The organism is Streptomyces sp. NPDC021100 (assembly GCF_044333095.1).
GTDB lineage: Bacteria > Actinomycetota > Actinomycetes > Streptomycetales > Streptomycetaceae > Streptomyces.
In genome coordinates, this window is sequence record NZ_JBIRQH010000028.1 from 1 (window position 1) to 18,154 (window position 18,154).

Below are 18,154 nucleotides of genomic sequence, written 5' to 3' on the forward strand. Positions count from 1 at the left end.
CGCCGGCTCAACTTCACCCACATACAACGCCGTTAATTCTTCACGCAATGTCAGCACACCGGTTCCTCCTGACGCAGGACAATACCGTGCGCTCTCAAAGGAGCACATGGAGTATCTCCTTCCCTTTGGCTGCGGGACGCGTGCCATCGAGCCGACGAGCAGGTGAGCGGGCACACGTTCTCCGCGTCGCTGTCACATCCGTGCCGCCCGGCGCGTCAGTGTTCCGGTCGGGCAATCAGGCGGCGCGCGAGATGAGAGGGCGCCACCGCGAGCAGAACGGCGAGGAATGGACAGCGCGAACGACACCGAGTTTCTGGCACGGCGGTTCGAGGAGCACCGGTCGCATTTGCGGGCGGTCGCCTATCGGATGCTGGGATCGCTCGCCGAGGCCGAGGACGCGGTGCAGGAGACGTGGTTGCGGCTGAGCCGGGTGGACGCCGGTGAGGTGGCGAACCTCGGGGGGTGGCTGACGACGGTCGTCGGACGGGTCTGCCTCGACATGCTGCGCAGCCGCACCGCGCGGCGCGAGGAGCCGATGGAGGAGCGGCTGCGGCTGCCCGATCCGGTGGTCAGCGCGGCGGACGGGGTGGATCCGGAGCAGGAGGCGCTGCTGGCGGACTCACTGGGGCTGGCCTTGCTGGTGGTGCTGGAGTCGCTTGCGCCGGCGGAGCGGCTCGCCTTCGTCCTGCACGACATGTTCGCCGTGCCCTTCGACGAGATCGGGCCGGTCGTCGGCCGTACCCCGGCCGCCGCGCGGCAGCTCGCCAGCCGCGCCCGCCGACGGGTGCAGGGCTCGGCCCCCGCCCCGGACCCGGACCTCGGCCGGCAGCGCCGGGTCGTCGACGCGTTCCTGGCCGCCGCGCGCGGCGGCGACCTCGACGCGCTCGTGGACCTGCTGGACCCGGACGTCGTCGCCCGGTCGGACGGCGGCGCCGCGCGGACGTTCAACGTCGTACGCGGCGCGGAGGCCGTGGCCCGGCAGGCGTCGCGGTTCGCGCGGGTCGCCGAGGCGGCGCGCCCGGCGCTCGTCAACGGCGCGGCCGGAGTCGTCGCGACGGCGGGCGGGACGCCGTTCTCGGTCATGGCCTTCACCGTCGTGGCGGACCGGATCGTCGCCCTCGACATCCTCACCGACCCGGAGCGCCTGGCCGCGCTGGATCTCGCGGTGCTCGATCACTGAGGGCGGGCCCGGGTGCCGTCGTGCCGCCGCTGGCCGTATGGGTGCGGCGGGGTCGCCCGGTCGGTGGTGCTCACGGCGGGCCGGCGGAGCTGGTCGACGCCCGCCCCGCCGCCCCGGCCGCTCCGTCACGGCGTCCACCCCGGATGCGCGCAGCTCCCTCGCCAGGAGTTCCGTCTCGGGGAGGGCCCCCGAGCAGTCACCGTCCAGTACGCGGCGCGACAGCGCCTTCGCGCCCGCTGGGTCGACGCCCAGCGCGGCCCGGAGGACCCGCGTGATCACGGCGGGCGTCGGCGGCGGGGTGCGGACGCGCGGCGTCGCCGGCCCGTGCTCGGCGAGCATCCGGTCCCGCAGTTCGCCCGGCACCTCCCCGCCGCACGCGGCGAACGCCGTTCCGCAGGCCGTGCGGGTCGATTCCACGGACCACCGCAGACCGCCGTCCGTCAGCAGGGTCTGGACGCCGTGGTGGTCCGTCGCAGCGCCGCGGTCGGGGCACGTCGCCGGGTAGGTGACGGTTTCCGAGACGGTGGTCCGCTGTTCCGGCCGTGTGCCCGGCGACGTGCCAAGCGACGTGCCAGGCGGTGTGGCCGGCCGCGTGCCCGGCGTGCCCGTTGGCGTGACCGGCGGCGTGCGGCATGGCCCGTCGCCGGTTCCGGCGGTCGTCATGGGCACGCCGCCCGGCGGAGCGTGGGACGCGTCGCGCGCCCGCGCCCCGCTGCCGTCTCACCCAACCGGTACCCCCGCCTCCAGGTTGAGCGGGCATCCGCGTTCGCGCGCGCGGAGGGCCCAGCGGAGGCGGCGGTGGCGGACGGGGGGCAGGAGGGCGCTCGCCTCGTCCTCGGTGACGAAGCGCCAGCCGCGCAGTTCGGCGCCCGGGAGCAGCAGGCGGCGGGCCTCGGCCTCGGTGAGCCGGCCGCCGTCGAAGAGGAAGCGGAGGCCGCCGAAGCCGGGGGGCCGGGGCGGTTCCCAGTCCACGACCAACAGCTTGGGAACGTGCGGCAGTTCGATGCCGATCTCCTCGGCGACCTCGCGCATGCCGGCCCGCGCCGGCGCCTCGCCGGGTTCGACGATGCCGCCGGGGAACTCCCAGCCGGGTTTGTAGGTGGGGTCGACGAGCAGCACGCGGTCGTGTTCGTCGAAGAGGAGCACTCCGGCGGCCAGGGTCTCGGCCTTCGGTTCGGGCGTCTCGACGATCTGGCACGGCCCGGCGGAGCCGTCGCGGACCGCCCGGGCGACGCGTTCGGCCGCCTCGCGCGGGGTGAGCCGTCCGGTGTCGACGACGAACGCGTCGTCCGACAGCCAGGCCAGCGCCTCCTGGTAGGCGTCGACGTGGTCCCGGGCCCACTGCCGGACGGCCTCGCTGCCGACCGGGTCGCCGGGGAACTCCACCCGGCCGTCGATCCTCTTGCGCAGTATCGTTTCATCGCAGGCCAGCAGGATGTGCCGGACGGGTATCCGGCGGGCGGCGAGCGTTCCGAATATCTCGTCCCGGTACTCCTGCCGCAGCAGGGTCATGGGGACGACGAGCACCCCGCCCACCTCCGCGAGCAGCGCCGCCGCGGTGTCGGCGACCAGACGCCGCCAGATCGGCAGGTCCTGGTAGTCGTCGACCTCGGCCAGCCGCGCGGGCGGCAGGAGATGCCGCAGCCCCCCGCCGACGATCTCGGGGTCGTAGAGGTGGCTTTCCGGCATGAGCCCGGTCAGTTCCCTCGCGGTGCTGGTCTTTCCCGCACTGAAAGCGCCGTTCAGCCAGACGATCACGGTTCCCCCTCCTCCGAGCGGCCCCCTTGCGATGCCCGGAACACCTTGCCACGGAAGGACGGACGAGCGGGATGGGGCCCTCGGTTCACCGGCGCACCCGTCGTACGGTTCAGGCCTCCCGGGAACCCCATGGGTCTCGAGTACTACCAAGTCTCTCAGGAGTCCCGGGACTTCCCCACCGTTCACGAGCAAGCGGACACCGGCAGTAGCACCGACCGCGAGCGCCGGCAGCGAACACCGGACCGTACGGCTTCCCACGCGGCCCCGGGCGAAACCCCCTGCCCCACCACTCCTACGACAGCGGCTCCCCCGGCCGCCACCGCCTCACTCCCACACCCCCACCGCCTCCGCCGCGGCCGCCGCCGCGCCCACCACTCCCGCGTCGCCGCCGAGCAGGGCCGGCACGACCTCGACCCCGGCGGCGAAGGACAGCGTCGCGTACGCGCGCAGATACCGGCGCAGCGGGGCGAAGAGGACGTCCCCCGCGCCCGCGACGCCGCCGCCCACCACCGCGACCTCGATCTCCGTGAGCACCGCCGTCGCGGCGATGCCGGCCGCGAGCGCCCGGGCGGCGCGGTCGAACGACGCGACGGCGAGGGGGTCGCCGGCGCGGGCCGCCGCGGCGACGCCCGCCGCACCCGCGTCCCCGTCCGGCCCGGGCCGCCAGCCGGACTCGGCGGCCCGGCGGGCGATGTTCGGCCCGCTGGCGATGCGTTCGACGCAGCCGCGGCCTCCGCAGGGGCAGGGGTCGCCGTCCAGGTCCACACTGATGTGGCCGATGTGGCCGGCGTTGCCCGTAGGCCCGGGATGCAGCCGTCCGCCCAGCACCAAACCGCCCCCCACCCCCGTGGACACCACCATGCACAGGGCGTTCGCCCGGCCCCGCGCCGCGCCGCGCCAGTGTTCGGCGGCGGTCATCGCGACACCGTCGCCGACGAGGACGACGGGCAGCCCGCCGACCCGCCGTCCCGCCTCCGCCACCAGCGGAAAGCCGCGCCAGCCCGGCACGTTGACCGGGCTGACCGTACCCCGCGAGGCGTCCACGGGCCCGGCGCTGCCGATGCCCACCGCGCGCACCCGCCGCCAGTCGGCGGACGCGGCGAGCTCGTCCAGCACCTCCGCCACCGCGCCCATCACCACCGCCGCGTCGCCCTCGGCGGGGGTCCGGCGCCGGGAACGGACGAGGAGCCGCCCCCCGGCGTCCACCAGCGCACCCGCGATCTTGGTGCCGCCGATGTCGAGAGCGGCGACGAGCGCGCCCGGTGCGGTGGGTGTGGCGGACGACGAGGTGTCGGGCGGCGTGGCGGACGGCATGGGGAACGGTCGCTCCTGCTCCACTCGCGGCGCGGCCGGCCCCGGGTGGCCGGCCGTCGCTTTCCCGCCAGTCTCGGCCACTGTTGACAACGTTGTCCAGGCCCTATGCTCGTTCGACGCACACACCGCGCACAGCACCCGCCGGCACCCGTCGGCACTCAACGGTCATGGAGGACACGCCAGGTGCCCCACACCGCCCACAGCCCCCGCCCCCGCTACGGGACCCGGCCGACCATGAAGGACGTGGCGACGCGCGCCGGCGTGGGACTGAAGACGGTGTCCCGGGTGGTGAACGGCGAGCCGGGCGTGACCGCCGAGACCGAACGCCGCGTCAGGGACGCCATCACCGCCCTCGGCTTCCGCCGCAACGACAGCGCCCGCGTGCTGCGCAAGGGCCGTACCTCGTCCGTCGGACTCGTCCTGGAGGACCTGGCGGACCCGTTCTACGCCCCCCTCAACCGCGCCGTCGAGGAAGTGGCCCGCGACCACGGCGCGTTGCTCATCAACGGCTCCAGCGCCGAGGACCCCGAGCGGGAGCGCGAACTCGCCCTCGCCCTCTGCGCCCGCCGCGTCGACGGCCTCGTCGTCATCCCGGCCGGTGCCGACCACCGCTATCTGGAACCGGAGATGGCGGCGGGCGTGGCCACGGTCTTCGTCGACCGTCCCGCCGGGCTGATATCCGCCGACACCGTCCTCTCCGACCACGCGGGCGGCGCCCGCGAGGGTGTGGCGCACCTGATCGCCCACGGCCACCGCCGGATCGGCTTCATCGGCGACCAGCCGCGCATCCACACCGCGACCGAGCGGCTGCGGGGTTACCGGGCCGCGATGGACGCCGCCGCGCTGCCGGTGCACGACGGCTGGATCTCGCTCGGACCGACGGCGCCGGACCGGGTGCGCGGCGAGGTGCTGCGCATGCTGTCCGGCCCGGCGCCGGTCACCGCCCTCTTCACCGGCAACAACCGGGTGACCGCCGCCGCCGTCCGCGTGCTGTCCGAACTCCCGCACGACGTCGCCCTCGTCGGCTTCGACGACCTCGAACTGGCCGACCTGCTCTCCCCCGGCGTCACGGTCATCGCCCAGGACCCCACCCGCCTCGGCCGCACCGCCGCCGAGCTCCTCTTCCAGCGCCTCGACGGCTACGCGGCGGACGCCCGCCGCGTCGAACTGCCGACGCGCCTGATCGCGCGCGGCTCGGGCGAACTGCCGCCGGTGGACGGCTGACCGGGGTTCCCGGCCCTCGTCCCCCGTGGCCGGGTGGTCCGGCCTCCTCGGAGCCTTTCCGCTGTCCGTGCCCGCCGCGCTTCCGCGGGTGGCCTCGGCCGTTCGGCGGCCCTGGACGGGTCAGCCGCAGGTGCCGGCCGGCCGTGTGCGTGTCACGAGGTCGGTCGAGCCGCCGGTCGTGTCGATCCACACCACCTGCCGTGCTCCCGCGGAGGCCGGCGACACCTGGTCGCCGCCGTCGCAGGAGACCCGCTCGCGGCGCGAGCCGTCCGGCGAGAACTGCCACAGCCTGACCGGGGTCTCGGGGGCCGCCGTGCCGTCGGCGCTTCGGGCGGCGACGGTCACCGCGTCGTCGGAGGCGGTCAGACCGTCGATGCGCAGGGCGTCCTCGCCCGAGGCCGGGCTGACGACGACGGGGTCCGAGCCGTCGAGGTTCACCCGGTGCAGCGCCCCGGGCCCTGACCCCGGGTCCTCCGTCTCCAGCCAGTAGACGTACCGGGAGGTGATGGCGGTCGGCGCGGGGAGTTTGGCGTCGGCCACCACGGTGCGCCGGCCTGTGGTGACGTCGAGGACGGTTATCCGGCAGAGGGTGCCGGTGCTGCCGGTGTACTTGCAGTCGTCGAAGGCGATCCTGTCGTTGCGCAGGGACGGGTTGCTCGTCGAGACCGTCCGGGGATTTCCGCCCCCGGCGGGAGGGATCGGGACCGGATCACCCTCACCCATGCGCAGGTACATCGCGCGCGTCGGGCGGCTCTTGTAGCCGACGTCCGTGTAGGTCACGGTCTTTCCCTCGACGCCCAGCCCGGTGTAGGCGCAGCCGATGCCCTGGCCGGCGTCCAGTTGCCGTACCGGCCCGCCGTCGACCGGCCGTGCCAGGAGGTAGCACCACCGGCCTTGGTAGGCCGACCACACCACGGTCTTCCCGTCGGTGACCGGGTGCACATGGTGGCGGCCGTCGTCGGGGCTGATCCGCTGCTTCTCGCCGGTACCGTCCAGGCGCCCGGCCCACACCGCGTACGGCCGCGCGCCGTCCTCGGCGGCCGTGGACACGGTCCACCAGCCGCCTCCCGCGCCGGGCGCGCCGTCTCCGCCGGTCGTACGGGTCCCGGCCAGCAGCACGTCGGAATCCCTGACGGCGGTCTCCGCACCGGCGGTCCGCTCCCGGCCGGACACGGTGCCGTGCCCGGCGGCGGCCCGCTCCACCCCGCCCGGTGGCGCCGCGGCCACCGCCGCCCCGGCGGGCGCCGCCGGGACGACGAGTGCGGCGACGCCGAACAGCGCCGCCGCACCTCTCGCCCCGCCCCACGCGGTGACCGTTCTCCGTCCAGCCGTATGAACCTTGGGTCTTGGCACAGCCATGCCCCCCTCTGTGAGATGCCGTACGGCAGGACACATGCAAGCGGCACATGCCTCTCATGGCAAAGGAGGGGCTCCCCCCGTAGGTGCTTTCCGGCCTGGCGGCGGGGGTTCGCCCGGGCCCATCCCCTCGAAGCGCTAACGGTTAGCTTTCACAAACCGTCCCACCTCCGCATTTGCTAGTGTGAGCGCATGACCGCGCCCCCCGGACGCCGCGAACGCAAGAAGGCGGCGACCCGCCAGAAGATCGCCGACGCCGCCCTCCGGCTCTTCCTCGAGCGCGGGTACGACGCGGTGGGCATCCGGGACGTGGCCGCCGAGGCCGACGTGGCCGTCACCACTCTCTTCTCCCACTTCGCCTCGAAAGAGGCCCTCGTGTTCGAGCAGGACGCGGACTTCGAGCACCGCCTCGCGCGGGCGGTCGCCGACCGGGCCCCGCACGAGCCGCTGATCCCCGCGCTGCGCCGCGAGATCCAGGCCCTGGTACGGCACTGCACGGCGGACGGCGCCGCTCCGGTCTGGCGCATGATCGACGCATCGCCCGCCCTGCGGGAGTACGAGGAGTCGATGCGGCTCCGCCACGCGGAGTCGCTGGCCACCGCCATCGCCGCCGAGCCCGGCCTGTCGCGGACCCCGACGGCCTGCCGGGCGGTCGCGAGGTTCGCGATCGACGCCTACTCGCTGGCCCGCGAGGCGGCCGACCCGGAGGCGGCGGTGGACGAGGTCTTCCGGATGATCGAGGCGGCCTGGGAGGCGGCGGGCCCCCTGGGCGAGTCCGGCGAGGAGACCGCGCGGCCCCGGGTGGCGGCGGAAGGCGCGTGACGGCCTCCGGCGCACGTGCGCGCCACGGCCTCTGCCGTACGCGCGCTGCCCGCCTGCCCGCAGGCTGAGCGGCGCCCGCCGGCTCGCGCCTCCGGACCGATTCGGCCAGGCGTGGCCGGTGCCGTCACCGCGGGCTAGGGTCCCCCTTGACGAAGGGAGAGGGCGGGGCATGGCGATGTGGGGACTGATCGTCGAAACGACCACAGGGTCGGGGGACCGCAAGCACATCGAGGCCGAAGTGCTGGCGCAGGTGAGGGGGGAGCGGGCGTACGCGCTGGCGCGGCTGGAGAAGATCGCCCGGAACTACCGGCCGGCACACCCCCTCAACCACAAGCGCCGCCGCCTTTTCCGTAGCGGTGACGGCTTTCTGCTGGTCGTCGACGGTTCGTGGCAGTCCCATGCCACCCGGTTCACGCTGGCGGAGCTGCTGGAGGACAGCGCCGCCCCGGCGGAGCCCGCCGCCCCGGCGCCCGCGCCGGTCGAGACCGCCGTGGACGCGGACGGCGTACCGAAACGGCCGTCCTGGCTGCGTCGGAACGACCTGATCTGACAGCCCCTCCCTCGGACTGACACCCGGGAGGGGATCAGGTCGCCGGCGAACGTTGCCAGGGGGCCGGCCCAGCGGCGCGTACGCACGAGCCCACGCTCTCCGCCGGCAGACGCCGAACGCCTGAGCATCCGCACTCAGGCGTTCGGCGTGCGTCTTGCTCGCGGCGGCAAACGTCAGGCGACGGTGCCGCTCTCCTTGATGACGACGGCGGCCTTCAGCGCGCCGCTGTGCGAGCCCAGCGCCTCGATCCGCTTCACGAGCTCCTGGCCCTCGGCGACCTCGCCGAAGACGACGTGCTTGCCGTCCAGCCACGGGGTGACGACGGTCGTCACGAAGAACTGGGAACCGTTGGTGTTCGGGCCGCGGTTGGCCATCGACAGCAGGAACGGCCGGTCGTGCTTGAGGGTGAAGTTCTCGTCGGCGAAGGACTTGCCGAAGATGCTCTTGCCGCCGGTGCCGTTGCCGTCGGTGAAATCGCCGCCCTGGAGCATGAAGTCCGGGATGACACGGTGGAAGGCCGAACCGGCGTAGCCGTAGCCGTTCTGGCCGGTGGCGAGCTCGCGGAAGTTGCGCGCGGTCTCCGGGACGACGTCGTCGAAGAGCCGGAAGACGATGCGGCCGGCGTCCTCGCCGTCAATGGTGATGTCGAAAAAAACATTGTGCATGGCCACATCCTCACATCCTTCGGCGCGTCGCCCAATCCGGCCCCGCCCCCACGGCTCGGGATGTATTTGCGTGAGGGGCGCTTCAGGCTGCGAGGAAGGCCGGTTCCCGGCCGCCGGCACGCCTCCGAGGCGTGTCATCCCCCGTGGAGAGAGGTGACGTCATGGTGGCGCAGGCAGCGGTGCTCGAACAAGAAGTGGATCTCGCACTGGATGTCGTCGAGGCGATGATCCCCGCTGAGTCGCCTGTCGGGGCCATGACGTCCTTCATGCCGATGTCCGCTCTGCCCCACCTTCTGGGGCCGGAGGAGCCGAAGGACCCGGCGTAGCGAGGAGGCCGTCATTACCGCGAGCGCGGACCTGTCCTCGGCCACGGACGAGCCGGCAGCGGCGGTCCACTCGGCCCTGACAGATCACGGGCATCAGCCGCCGGCCGGGTTCCTGGCATCCGCTCCGCAGGCGGACACGGCCCTGGCGGCTGTCCGGGTGCTGGGGTGCGACGCCCCGGCACCCGCGCTGTCGCGCGGCGCGCCGGTAATGGCGCCGGACGAGGGCGAGGCGGTCCGCGAAGCCCTTCGGAGGCTTCCGGTGGACGGCCGGCAGCCCGTCGAGCTGCGCGTGATCTCGGCCGCCGTGCACGATCGGGTGAAGCGCATCGACGGAAGTGACGGGCGCGCCCTGTCGCTCAGCGCGGCGTGGCTCGCGCCCACCTCTTCTTCCAGCCAGGGTGCACCCGGACGGCAACGGCCTTCATCGGCTTCGGCCCCGCGCGCCGCACCACCGTCACGGCCCTCGTCAGCAGCGGCTGGACCCTGCCCGACTCCCTCATCCAGAACGCCTGCCTCCTCCTGCGCCACTACGCCGCCGAACCCCTCGCCCAGGCCACGTCCTCCTGATCGTCAGCGGCCCGATCCGGCCTCCCCCGATCCGGCCGCCGCCTCGATTCCGTCGAGGAGGACGGCGAGGCCGGCCGCGAAGACGGCATCGGTCTCGCGCTCCCACACGTCCGCCGGATCCCCGTCCCCCGCGGGCGGCCCCTGGAAGGAGGCGAGCCGCGTCGACAGCGGGAAGCGGTCGGCGAAATCGGGGGCGAGCTCGTTCAGGAGCGTCGCGCGGGTGCCCCACCAGTCCCGGTCCGGAACGCCGGTCACGGCCGCCGCCCGGCGCGCCTCGGCCGTCGTCCGCGCCGAGCCGTGCACGAAGTGGAACAGCGAGCTCACCACGGCCCGCAGGGTTCCCGCCCGCAGCCCGGTCCCCGACAGGGCGCGGAGCAGCGCCTCCAGCACGGCCTGCTCGTGCGGACCGAGCACCGGGCGCGCGTACGAGACCTGGAGCACCCACGGGTGCCGCAGGCAGAACGCCTTGAGGTCCGCCGCCCACGCCGTCACCGCCGCCCGCCAATCGCCGTCCACCGCGCGGTCGGTGGGGAACTCGGCATGCACTCGGTCGTACATGAGGTCGAGGAGTTCCGCCTTCCCGGGCACATAGGTGTACAGCGCCATCGACGAACACCCCAGCCGCTCCCCCACCGTGCGCATCGACAGCCCCGCCGCCGACGCCGCCTCGTCGGCCACCGCGATCGCCGCCTCCACGATGACGTCGACGCTCAACCCGGGCTTGGGGCCCGGCGCTCTGCGCGCGGGTCGCTCGCCCGGCCGGCCGCCCCAGAGCAGCGTCATGGACGCGGTCGGGTCGCCCTGTCCGGCGATGATGCTCACCTTTGATCTCCTTACGCCCTACGTTATTGTCGTCCCGCCGAACACCTTACGCCCTACGGAATCGGCCGCCACCGGCCGGAACAGGGAGACAGCCGTGATCGAAGCGAGGCTCCACGACGGAAGCGCCCTCCCCGTGGAGGTCCACGGGACCGGGCCCGTGACCGTATTGCTCCCCGTCGACCCGCGCCCCGCGGACGGCGCGCGCGCCGAGGAGCTGCGGCGCTGGGGCGTCGACCCGGACCTGGGCCGGTCTCTCGTACGCGGCCTCGCCGACGCCCGGTTCCGGGTCGCCGCCTTCGCCTACGAGCAGCACCTCATGGCCCACCCCAGGCCGGACGCCCTCACCCCGGACACCATCACTGCCGACCTCCTGGCCGTCGCCGACGCGGCCGGTGCCGACCGCTTCGCCTACTACGGCTACTCCTGGCTGGCACTGAGCGGCCTCCAACTCGCCCTGCGCACCGACCGCCTCGCGGCCTTGGCCATGGGCGGCTTCCCGCCCCTCGGCGGCCCGTACGCCGAGATGCTGCGCGTCACGCGGGCCGCGCACTCGATGGCGGCTTCCGCCGCCGGGACCCGGGAGACTGCGGGCGGGACCACGGCCCCCGACGACTACGACTGGTCGTCCGTCGAGGTATCCGCCACCGCGGCGGAGACGCGCCAGTTCGTGACGCTCTACGAGGCGCTGCGGGACTTCGACGAACGGGCGGCGCTGACACGGTTGCACTGCCCGTGCCTGTGCTTCGCCGGCTCCGCCGACACGATTCCGTACGGGGAAGGGTGGGGCGGCGTCACCGTGGACATCGGCGGCGCGGTCGCGGCCGGCCGCGCGGAACTGGCGTCCGCCGGCTGGACGGTCCGTCTCCTCGACGGCCTCGACCACACGCAGGCGATGCAGCCGCCCCATGTCCTGCCGGTGCTGCTTCCCTGGCTGGCGGCTTCACGCTCCGCCCTGGACGGCGCCGTACGTCCACCGAGGTGAGGGCGTCTTGACGTCAACCGGCCGTCCCCCGGCCTCCGTTTCCGCCTCGGACGTCCCACCCCGCCCCATAAGCTCGGCCGCGCCACAGCTCACCGCCGGGGGGTTCTCACCATGTCCGATCCGGAACGGCTCGACCCGTCTCGGGGCGTCATCGCGCGCTACGCGGCACGGTTGCGGGAGCTGCGCGCCGAGCGCGGCTTGACCCGGGCGGAGGTCGCGGACCAGGTCTTCCTGTCGTACAGCGCGATCGCGAAGTTCGAGTCGGGCGAGCGCTTCCCCACTGAGGAAGTGGCTCAGGAACTGGACGAGGTTCTCGGGGCAGGTGGCTCGCTGTTCGACCTCTGGGACGATATCCAGGAGAGCCCGGACGCGAAGTGGGCCAAACGGCAATTCGACTACGAGTCGCGCACGGTGAGGTTCCGCCAGTACACCGACTCCGTCCCCGCACTGCTCCAGACAGACGACTACTTGACGACGCTCCTCAAGGCCGGGCTGCCGGAGGCCGGAGGCAACCTGGAGGAGAAGGTCAGGTATCGCCAGAGAAGGCGCGCCCTACTCGAAGGGCCCGAGCCACCGCAATTCCACGGGCTCATCACGGAAACCGCTCTGCACTGGCGCATCGGGGATCACCGGGTCATGCGGGATCAGCTGGTTCATCTCCTGGCCGCAGCCGAAAAGCCGCATATTCGCCTGCATATTCTGGCGTTTGATCACGTCCCGCCGCCCGGCGGTCTGATGCGCCTGGGCAGGACGACGATCCTGACGCTCCGCAGTGGTCAATCCGTCGTGCAACGCCCCGGAATCGCCAGAAGCTTCTACATCACCCAACCACCAGAGGTTGCCGAGTACGCATCCCTGTACGATTCTCTACAGGCCTGGGCTCTATCACGCGAGGCAACAACTGCGCTGATCCGCAAAGTGATCGAGGAGAAGTACCGTGCCTAGCCTCCCCGCCGACCAGCACACAACCACCTGGCGAAGCAGCAGTTACAGCATGGACGAAGACCAGTGCCTTGAGGTATCCGACGAATACCCGGGTCTGATACCCGTCCGCGACAGCAAAACCCCCACCGGCCCCACCCTCACCCTCCCCACCCCCGCCTGGTCCGCCTTCGTGACCGCGCTCACCGCCGAAGGCGGCCTCGCCCCCCGGTAGTAGGCGGGACCCGGCCGGTTCGGGGGCGCCCGCCGTGGCAGCATCGATGTGTGACCGATACGCAGTCGCGCACCCCCGTCGCGGCCGACGGCCGGCTGGGGGCGGCCCTGGCGCATCCGGGGTTCGCCGATCCGGCCTACCTGCGGCGCCGGCAGGCGATCGCCGCGCGCGCTCGCGACCACCGGGTCGGGGACCCGTCACCGCCGGTGACCTACACCCGGGCGGAGCACCGGACTTGGCGCAGGGTTCACCACGCGGTGTGGAGGGCGCAGACCGAGCATGCCTGCCGGGTGGCCCTGCGGGCCAGGGAGCAGGCTCCGATCCCGGCGGACGGGATCCCGCAGCACACGGAGGTCGGCACGCGGCTCCGGGCCCTGACGGGTTTCGACTTCACCCTGGCCGGTGGTGTGGTCGCCAACAAGCGGTTCCTCGGGTCGATGGCCCACGGGTACTTCCACGCGGTGCAGTTCGTGCGTCACCCGGCGGTGCCGCTGTACACGCCGGAACCCGATGTCATCCACGACGTCCTCGGCCACGGCATCCACCTCGCCCACCCGCGGTTCGCCGACCTCTACCGGCTGGTCGGGCAGGCGGCGACGCGGATCGGGAACCCGGACGTGCTGCAGATGATCAGCGACGTGTACTGGTTCACCCTGGAGTACGGCGTCCTGGAGGAGCGCGGCCGGCCCAGGGCCTACGGCGCGGCCCTGCTCTCCTCCCACGGCGAGATGCGGCAGCTCCACCGCTGCCTCATCCGGCCGCTCGACATCGGCGCGGTGCTCACCACCGGCTACACCATCACCGGTTACCAGCCCGTGCTCTTCAGTGCCCGCAGCCTGGACGAGGTCACCGACACCCTGACCGCCTTCCTGGACGGTCTCGACGACGACAGCGCGCTCCCCGGCCGGAACAGTGCGCACCGGGACTGCCCCGGGCCTCCGCCCTCGGGTACGTTCCGGTGACGGAACCTGTCGGCAGGCAGCCGTCGCGGAAAGGTGAGCGGATGACCCAGCCCGCCCCGGTCGAAGCACTCACGGCGTGGAACGGCCACACCCTCGGCGAGGAGGAGTGGCTGCTCCCGCTGCCGCCCGACCTCTCGCACGCACTCGACGGCCGCGGCGGCGGTATGGGATCCGGTAGGGAACTCGAGGAAGCGGCCCTGGCGGATCTGGCCACGCATGTCACGCAACGCCTGCGCGGCGGCCGCGGGTTCGTCGTGATCCGCGGCTTTCCGGTGGCCGGCCGCACCGACCGGGAGCGCGCCACGACGTGCCGGCGACTCGCGGCCTTCCTGGGCGCGGTGAGGCCGGAGGACCCCGGTGACCTCGTCACCGTGACCGGCGACGCCGGGCTGGGCAAGACCGACCTCGCCCTGACCCTGCACACCGACCGCACCCCGGCGCCCCACCCCCCGAGGCTGCTGGGGCTGCTGTGCGTGCGCCAGGCGGCACACGGCGGGGAGACCCTGCTGGCCAGCGGGCACACCGTGCACAACAGGCTGCTCGCCGACAGCCCCTGGGCCCTGCCCCGCCTCTACCAGGACTTCCACTTCGGCCGGGGACCCGGCTTCGACCGGCGCCGCCCCGTCTTCCGGCGGCACGGTGCCGACCTGCGCGTGCACTACAACCGGCGCGGCATCGAACGCGCCCATCACGAAGCGGGCGCGCCCCTGGCCCCCGACGACCGGGCGGCCCTCGACGCCGTCGACCGGATCCTGTCCGACCCGCGCACCGTCCTGCGCGTTCCCCTGCGCCGCGGAGACCTGCTCTGGCTGGACAACGCCGTCGTGCTGCACGGCCGCACCGCCTTCACCGACTCGCCCGACCCGCAGGCCCGTAGGTGCCTGGTCCGCTTGTGGGTGGACTGCGACGCGCCTCCCGCCACGCCCGGGCCCGCTCCGGCGAACTGAGCGCCGTACCCGACCCGGGCATCTGGTGCGACGCGGTCGGGTCCCCGCGGAAGACGACCTGGAGGAGGTGGCTCCGCGAACGTCCCACCGGCGAAACCACGGCGTAACGAAGGTCCCGTACCGTCGGACGGGTGAGTGCACGAACGAACGACCACCCGGCGGACGGCCCGGACACCCGTATCCGGCCCGGCACCGAGGACGACCTCGAAGAGCTGACCCGGATCTACAACCACTACGTCGTCGAGACGCCGATCACCTTCGACATCGAGCCGTTCACCGTGGACGGGCGGCGCCCCTGGCTACTGGAGCACCCCGACTCCGGGCCGCACCGGCTGCTCGTGGCCGAGCAGGGCGGGAAGCTGCTGGGGTACGCGACCAGCAGCGCATTGCGGGCGAAGCACGCCTACGCGACGTCGGTGGAGACCACGGTGTACGTGGCACCGGAGCACGTGGGGCACGGTGTCGGCGGGCTGCTGTACTCCTCCCTCTTCGAGGTGCTGGAGCGGGAGGACGTGCACATGGCGCTCGCCGGGATCACCGTGCCCAACGACGCGTCGCGGCGGCTGCACGAGCGCTTCGGGTTCCGGCCCGTCGGGGTGTATGAGCAGGTGGGGCGGAAGTTCGGGCGGTTCTGGGACGTGGCCTGGTTCCAGCGGCGGGTGTCGCGGGAGGGGTGACGGCGGCCGGGGTGCCGTCACGCGGCCCGGCGGCCACGCAACCTGCGCGGCGCGTCAGGCGACCCCATGCCCCGGCACCTCCGCCGGGACAGGACGTTCTTTCAGAACTCGTCGACCGTGTGTGCCGGATACTCCGTGCGCAACGCCGCGTCCAGCCGCGCCACGGCCCCGGGCGTGTGCTCGGTGACCAGGCCCGCCCGTGCCAGGTCCCGCAGTCCCGTCCCGCCGAGGTAGCAGGCGGCGAGCTCGCGTACGTCGAAGACGAGGTCGGGGGCCTCGTCGGTGCGGGCGACGGTGGCGCCGTCGGGCCCCGCCGTGAGGCGGAGGCGTTCCGCGGGGCGGGAGTCCGTGATCTCCAGGACCAGGTCGCAGGGAACGGCCCAGGAGCGGGACTTCAGGGCGGTGGGAACGTCGAGGACACGCAGCCAGAGGGCGGGTATCTCCCGGGTGACGCGGACCTGGTCGCGGTCGGCGGCGAAGTGGAGCAGCGGGTCGTCCAGGGGCCGGCCCCAGGCGCGCACCCGTTCGGTGCGGTCGATCGAGACGAGGTGGCACCAGAGCGCCGCGGCGGCCTCGGGGGTGTCGGCCTCCAGCTCGGAGACGGCCACGATGCCGTCGGGGGTGCCGGGGACGTCGCGGCCGTCGCCGGTGCGATAGACGGCGTAGCCCACGGGCGGTGTGCCGAGCGTGACGACCCGGGGCGGGCTGAGGTGCGGCGCGTCGTCCTCGATCTCGGGGAGCGTGCGGGTGCGCCACCATGCGCTGTCGCGGGCGACGCGGCCCGCGCGGCGGCCCCGGTGGGCGGCGTGGAGGGGAGCGAGGACGGCGGGGGCGTCCTCGGGTTCGACGAAGCGCACGGGGAGGTCGGCGGGCTCGATGCGCAGGGCGAGCGGGCGGTCGGAGTCGATCTCGACTCCGTAGACGTGGGTGGCGGCGCCGAAGCCGAAGCGGCCGTAGAGGCCGGCGTCCGCGGCCCAGAGCGCGGCGAGCGGCTGCCCGGCGGCCTGGCAGCGGCTCCACAGTTCGTCGATCAGTCCCCTGAGGACGCCCCGGCCTCGATGGTCGGGCGACACGGAGACGAACGTCACACCGGCGCAGGGCAGTTCGCCGCCGGGGACGGACAACAGGAGTGGGCGGGCGGCGAGCATGCCGACCAGGTCGTCACCGTCGTAGGCGCCGACACGCTCGGCGCCGAGGAGCGTCTCCCGGTGACGCCGGCGCCGTTCCGCGTCCGCGGACTCCTCGAAGGCGAGGTAGGTGAGGTCCAGGGCACGGTCGAGGTGCGCCTCGGGGATCCGGCGGAATTCCAGAGTGTTCATGATCGGACGTTAGGTACCCGGGCCCGCACGGCGCCGGGGATTTCGAGTCCGGGGTAACCCGGCTCACAGCCCGTCAGGGCTCGTCCGGCGGCGGCCGACACGAAGGCGAGTGGACGCCGCCCAAGCGCAGCCGTGCGCGTCACTGCCCTCGCGGCCTCACCCCGCGCGGCCCGCCAGTGCGTCGAGTTCCGGGCGGGTGAGGCCCGTCAGCCGGGCGACCTCCGCCATGTCGGCCGCGCCGCAGTCGACCGCGCGGAGAAGGTGGCCGGCGAGGGAGCGGGCCGTGGCGGGTTCGTCCAGGACGGCACCGCCGTCGGCCGTCCCGCCGTGCGCGTACGCGGCCAGCCGGGCCGCCGCCGGCTCCAGGCCCTCGCGGTAGAAGCCGTACACCGCCGCGTACCGCGTCGGCAGGTGGGCGGGGTGCATGTCCCAGCCCTGGTGGTAGGCGCGGGCCAACGCCCGCCGGACCAGGGCGTGGTGGTGGCGCCAGGCCGCGTGCACCCGCTCGCGCGGGCCCACCGGGAGGACGTTCGTCGAACCGTCGGAGAGGCGGACGCCCGTGCCCGCCACCGCGACCTGCATGACGGCCTTGGCGTGGTCGGCGGCCGGGTGGTCGGGGGCCTGGTGGGCGGGGGCGATCCCGCAGGCGGCGCTGTAGTCGAAGGTGCCGTAGTGCAGGGCGCTCACCCGGCCCTCCCCCGCGTCCAGCAGCCGCGCGACCGTCGCCCGGCCGTCCGGGCCCAGGACGGCCTGGGTGGTCTCGATCTGGACCTCGAAGCGGATCCGGCCCGCCTCCAGGCCGTGCGCCTTCTCGAACTCCCCCGCCACCTCCGCCATCGCCGTGACCTGCTCGGCGTGGCTGACCTTGGGGAGGGTGAGGACGAGCCCGGCGGGCAGTCCTCCCCTCGCCATGAGGCCCGTGAGGAAGACGTCGAGGGTGCGGACGCCCCGGTCCCGTACCGCCGCCTCCATGGACTTGGCGCGGATGCCGGTGAACGGCGGTGCGCTGCCGTCCGCGACCGACGCCGCCGTCAACTCGGCCGCCCGGGCCGCCGCTTCGTCCTCCTCGGCGTCGGAGCGGCGGCCGTAGCCGTCCTCGAAGTCGATGCGCAGGTCCTCCACCGGCTCCCGCGCGAGTTTGGCCCGGACGCGGTCGTGGACGGCGGTGGTGTCCAGGCCGAGCGCGGCGGAGAGCGCCTCCGCGTCCGGCGCGTGCTCGTCGAGGGCCGCCAGCGCCCGTTCGCCCCACGTACGGACCGTGTCCGCCGCGAAGGCGTCCGCCGGGACGTAGACCGTGTGCACCGGCTGCCGGGTGCCCGGGTCGCCGGGGTAGCGGCGCGCGAGGTCCGCGTCCACGCCGGCCAGCCGGGCCGTGAGCCGGTCCGTCAGCGTGCTGTCGAAGGTCGTCGTCACGCTCCGGTGCACAGGGCCCCACCCGCCAATCCACGCCGGGAGTTCAACAGTTCGTTGAAGCCAGTCGAAGCTAGCCGTGTCCCCGTCCGGCGGTCAACACCCCGGGGAAACGCG

The 18,154-nt window shown here is 73.7% G+C and carries 19 protein-coding genes; 12 read left to right on the forward strand and 7 right to left on the reverse strand.

What is annotated here, in order from left to right:
- The first annotated feature begins 286 nt into the window (after nucleotides 1–286).
- Nucleotides 287–1,180 carry an RNA polymerase sigma factor SigJ gene (gene sigJ / locus ACH4PU_RS32910; protein WP_398280525.1) on the forward strand — a complete coding sequence of 298 codons (894 nt, stop codon included), beginning with the start codon at nucleotides 287–289 and terminating at the stop codon, nucleotides 1,178–1,180.
- Nucleotides 1,181–1,900: 720 nt separating this feature from the next.
- On the opposite strand, the gene ACH4PU_RS32915 is transcribed toward sigJ, so the two are convergent.
- The gene (locus ACH4PU_RS32915) at nucleotides 1,901–2,938 is read right to left on the reverse strand and encodes an NUDIX domain-containing protein (RefSeq protein ID WP_398280528.1); all 1,038 of its coding nucleotides are present in this window, start codon (nucleotides 2,936–2,938) and stop codon (nucleotides 1,901–1,903) included.
- 324 nt (nucleotides 2,939–3,262) lie between these two features.
- Entirely contained in the window at nucleotides 3,263–4,252 is a 990-nt protein-coding gene (locus ACH4PU_RS32920) for an ROK family protein (protein WP_398280531.1), read from the reverse strand.
- Between the two features lie 234 nt (nucleotides 4,253–4,486).
- Here ACH4PU_RS32920 and ACH4PU_RS32925 point away from each other — a divergent pair, with 234 nt between their 5' ends.
- The gene (locus tag ACH4PU_RS32925; protein WP_398280766.1) at nucleotides 4,487–5,476 is read left to right on the forward strand and encodes a LacI family DNA-binding transcriptional regulator; all 990 of its coding nucleotides are present in this window, start codon (nucleotides 4,487–4,489) and stop codon (nucleotides 5,474–5,476) included.
- Nucleotides 5,477–5,596: 120 nt separating this feature from the next.
- Here the strand turns inward: ACH4PU_RS32925 and ACH4PU_RS32930 are convergent, their stop codons facing one another.
- Entirely contained in the window at nucleotides 5,597–6,835 is a 1,239-nt protein-coding gene (locus ACH4PU_RS32930) for a hypothetical protein (RefSeq protein WP_398280534.1), read from the reverse strand.
- Between the two features lie 189 nt (nucleotides 6,836–7,024).
- On the opposite strand from ACH4PU_RS32930, the gene ACH4PU_RS32935 reads away from it, so the two are divergent.
- The gene (locus ACH4PU_RS32935) at nucleotides 7,025–7,654 is read left to right on the forward strand and encodes a TetR/AcrR family transcriptional regulator (protein WP_398280537.1); all 630 of its coding nucleotides are present in this window, start codon (nucleotides 7,025–7,027) and stop codon (nucleotides 7,652–7,654) included.
- A 169-nt stretch (nucleotides 7,655–7,823) separates the two neighbouring features.
- Nucleotides 7,824–8,204 (forward strand): hypothetical protein, encoded by a 381-nt coding sequence (locus tag ACH4PU_RS32940; protein ID WP_398280540.1) that lies wholly within the window; start codon nucleotides 7,824–7,826, stop codon nucleotides 8,202–8,204.
- Nucleotides 8,205–8,377: 173 nt separating this feature from the next.
- Here ACH4PU_RS32940 and ACH4PU_RS32945 read toward each other — a convergent pair whose 3' ends face one another.
- Complete coding sequence (locus ACH4PU_RS32945; RefSeq protein ID WP_398280543.1) at nucleotides 8,378–8,869, reverse strand: peptidylprolyl isomerase; 492 nt, start codon at nucleotides 8,867–8,869, stop codon at nucleotides 8,378–8,380.
- Nucleotides 8,870–9,030: 161 nt separating this feature from the next.
- Here ACH4PU_RS32945 and ACH4PU_RS32950 point away from each other — a divergent pair, with 161 nt between their 5' ends.
- Both ACH4PU_RS32950 and ACH4PU_RS32955 read left to right on the forward strand, forming a co-directional pair.
- Entirely contained in the window at nucleotides 9,031–9,195 is a 165-nt protein-coding gene (locus tag ACH4PU_RS32950) for a hypothetical protein (RefSeq protein WP_398280546.1), read from the forward strand.
- Between the two features lie 366 nt (nucleotides 9,196–9,561).
- Nucleotides 9,562–9,762, forward strand: a complete 201-nt coding sequence (locus ACH4PU_RS32955) for a hypothetical protein (RefSeq protein ID WP_398280549.1) — start codon at nucleotides 9,562–9,564, stop codon at nucleotides 9,760–9,762.
- A gap of 3 nt (nucleotides 9,763–9,765) precedes the next feature.
- On the opposite strand, the gene ACH4PU_RS32960 is transcribed toward ACH4PU_RS32955, so the two are convergent.
- Nucleotides 9,766–10,584: a TetR/AcrR family transcriptional regulator C-terminal domain-containing protein gene (locus ACH4PU_RS32960; protein WP_398280552.1), complete on the reverse strand. Its 819-nt coding sequence runs from the start codon at nucleotides 10,582–10,584 to the stop codon at nucleotides 9,766–9,768.
- Nucleotides 10,585–10,678: 94 nt separating this feature from the next.
- Between ACH4PU_RS32960 and ACH4PU_RS32965 the strand changes: the two genes are divergently transcribed.
- The 6 genes from ACH4PU_RS32965 to ACH4PU_RS32990 all read left to right on the forward strand — a co-directional run bounded on the left by ACH4PU_RS32965 (nucleotide 10,679) and on the right by ACH4PU_RS32990 (nucleotide 15,308).
- A complete protein-coding gene (locus tag ACH4PU_RS32965) occupies nucleotides 10,679–11,566 on the forward strand; it encodes an alpha/beta hydrolase (RefSeq protein ID WP_398280554.1) in 888 nt (295 codons plus the stop codon).
- A 111-nt stretch (nucleotides 11,567–11,677) separates the two neighbouring features.
- Nucleotides 11,678–12,511 (forward strand): Scr1 family TA system antitoxin-like transcriptional regulator, encoded by an 834-nt coding sequence (locus tag ACH4PU_RS32970; protein WP_398280557.1) that lies wholly within the window; start codon nucleotides 11,678–11,680, stop codon nucleotides 12,509–12,511.
- Complete coding sequence (locus ACH4PU_RS32975) at nucleotides 12,504–12,722, forward strand: DUF397 domain-containing protein (RefSeq protein WP_398280560.1); 219 nt, start codon at nucleotides 12,504–12,506, stop codon at nucleotides 12,720–12,722. Before ACH4PU_RS32970 ends, ACH4PU_RS32975 begins: the two co-directional genes overlap by 8 nt.
- A 50-nt stretch (nucleotides 12,723–12,772) precedes the next feature.
- A complete protein-coding gene (locus tag ACH4PU_RS32980; RefSeq protein ID WP_398280563.1) occupies nucleotides 12,773–13,684 on the forward strand; it encodes a phenylalanine 4-monooxygenase in 912 nt (303 codons plus the stop codon).
- 41 nt (nucleotides 13,685–13,725) lie between these two features.
- Entirely contained in the window at nucleotides 13,726–14,631 is a 906-nt protein-coding gene (locus ACH4PU_RS32985) for a TauD/TfdA family dioxygenase (protein WP_398280566.1), read from the forward strand.
- 131 nt (nucleotides 14,632–14,762) lie between these two features.
- A complete protein-coding gene (locus ACH4PU_RS32990; RefSeq protein ID WP_398280569.1) occupies nucleotides 14,763–15,308 on the forward strand; it encodes a GNAT family N-acetyltransferase in 546 nt (181 codons plus the stop codon).
- Nucleotides 15,309–15,409: 101 nt separating this feature from the next.
- On the opposite strand, the gene ACH4PU_RS32995 is transcribed toward ACH4PU_RS32990, so the two are convergent.
- Nucleotides 15,410–16,627 (reverse strand): GNAT family N-acetyltransferase, encoded by a 1,218-nt coding sequence (locus ACH4PU_RS32995; protein ID WP_398280572.1) that lies wholly within the window; start codon nucleotides 16,625–16,627, stop codon nucleotides 15,410–15,412.
- Nucleotides 16,628–16,783: 156 nt separating this feature from the next.
- Nucleotides 16,784–18,040 carry a DUF6986 family protein gene (locus ACH4PU_RS33000; RefSeq protein WP_398280574.1) on the reverse strand — a complete coding sequence of 419 codons (1,257 nt, stop codon included), beginning with the start codon at nucleotides 18,038–18,040 and terminating at the stop codon, nucleotides 16,784–16,786.
- Nucleotides 18,041–18,154: the final 114 nt, after the last annotated feature.

Excerpts from the sequence above, each read along its gene's own strand:
- sigJ (WP_398280525.1), top strand. The coding sequence starts at position 287 with ATGGACAGCGCGAACGACACCGAGTTTCTGGCACGGCGGTTCGAGGAG.
- ACH4PU_RS32920 (WP_398280531.1), bottom strand. The coding sequence starts at position 4,252 with ATGCCGTCCGCCACGCCGCCCGACACCTCGTCGTCCGCCACACCCACC.
- ACH4PU_RS32925 (WP_398280766.1), top strand. The coding sequence starts at position 4,487 with ATGAAGGACGTGGCGACGCGCGCCGGCGTGGGACTGAAGACGGTGTCC.
- ACH4PU_RS32930 (WP_398280534.1), bottom strand. The coding sequence starts at position 6,835 with ATGGCTGTGCCAAGACCCAAGGTTCATACGGCTGGACGGAGAACGGTC.
- ACH4PU_RS32935 (WP_398280537.1), top strand. The coding sequence starts at position 7,025 with ATGACCGCGCCCCCCGGACGCCGCGAACGCAAGAAGGCGGCGACCCGC.
- ACH4PU_RS32940 (WP_398280540.1), top strand. The coding sequence starts at position 7,824 with ATGGCGATGTGGGGACTGATCGTCGAAACGACCACAGGGTCGGGGGAC.
- ACH4PU_RS32945 (WP_398280543.1), bottom strand. The coding sequence starts at position 8,869 with ATGCACAATGTTTTTTTCGACATCACCATTGACGGCGAGGACGCCGGC.
- ACH4PU_RS32950 (WP_398280546.1), top strand. The coding sequence starts at position 9,031 with ATGGTGGCGCAGGCAGCGGTGCTCGAACAAGAAGTGGATCTCGCACTG.
- ACH4PU_RS32970 (WP_398280557.1), top strand. The coding sequence starts at position 11,678 with ATGTCCGATCCGGAACGGCTCGACCCGTCTCGGGGCGTCATCGCGCGC.
- ACH4PU_RS32985 (WP_398280566.1), top strand. The coding sequence starts at position 13,726 with ATGACCCAGCCCGCCCCGGTCGAAGCACTCACGGCGTGGAACGGCCAC.
- ACH4PU_RS32995 (WP_398280572.1), bottom strand. The coding sequence starts at position 16,627 with ATGAACACTCTGGAATTCCGCCGGATCCCCGAGGCGCACCTCGACCGT.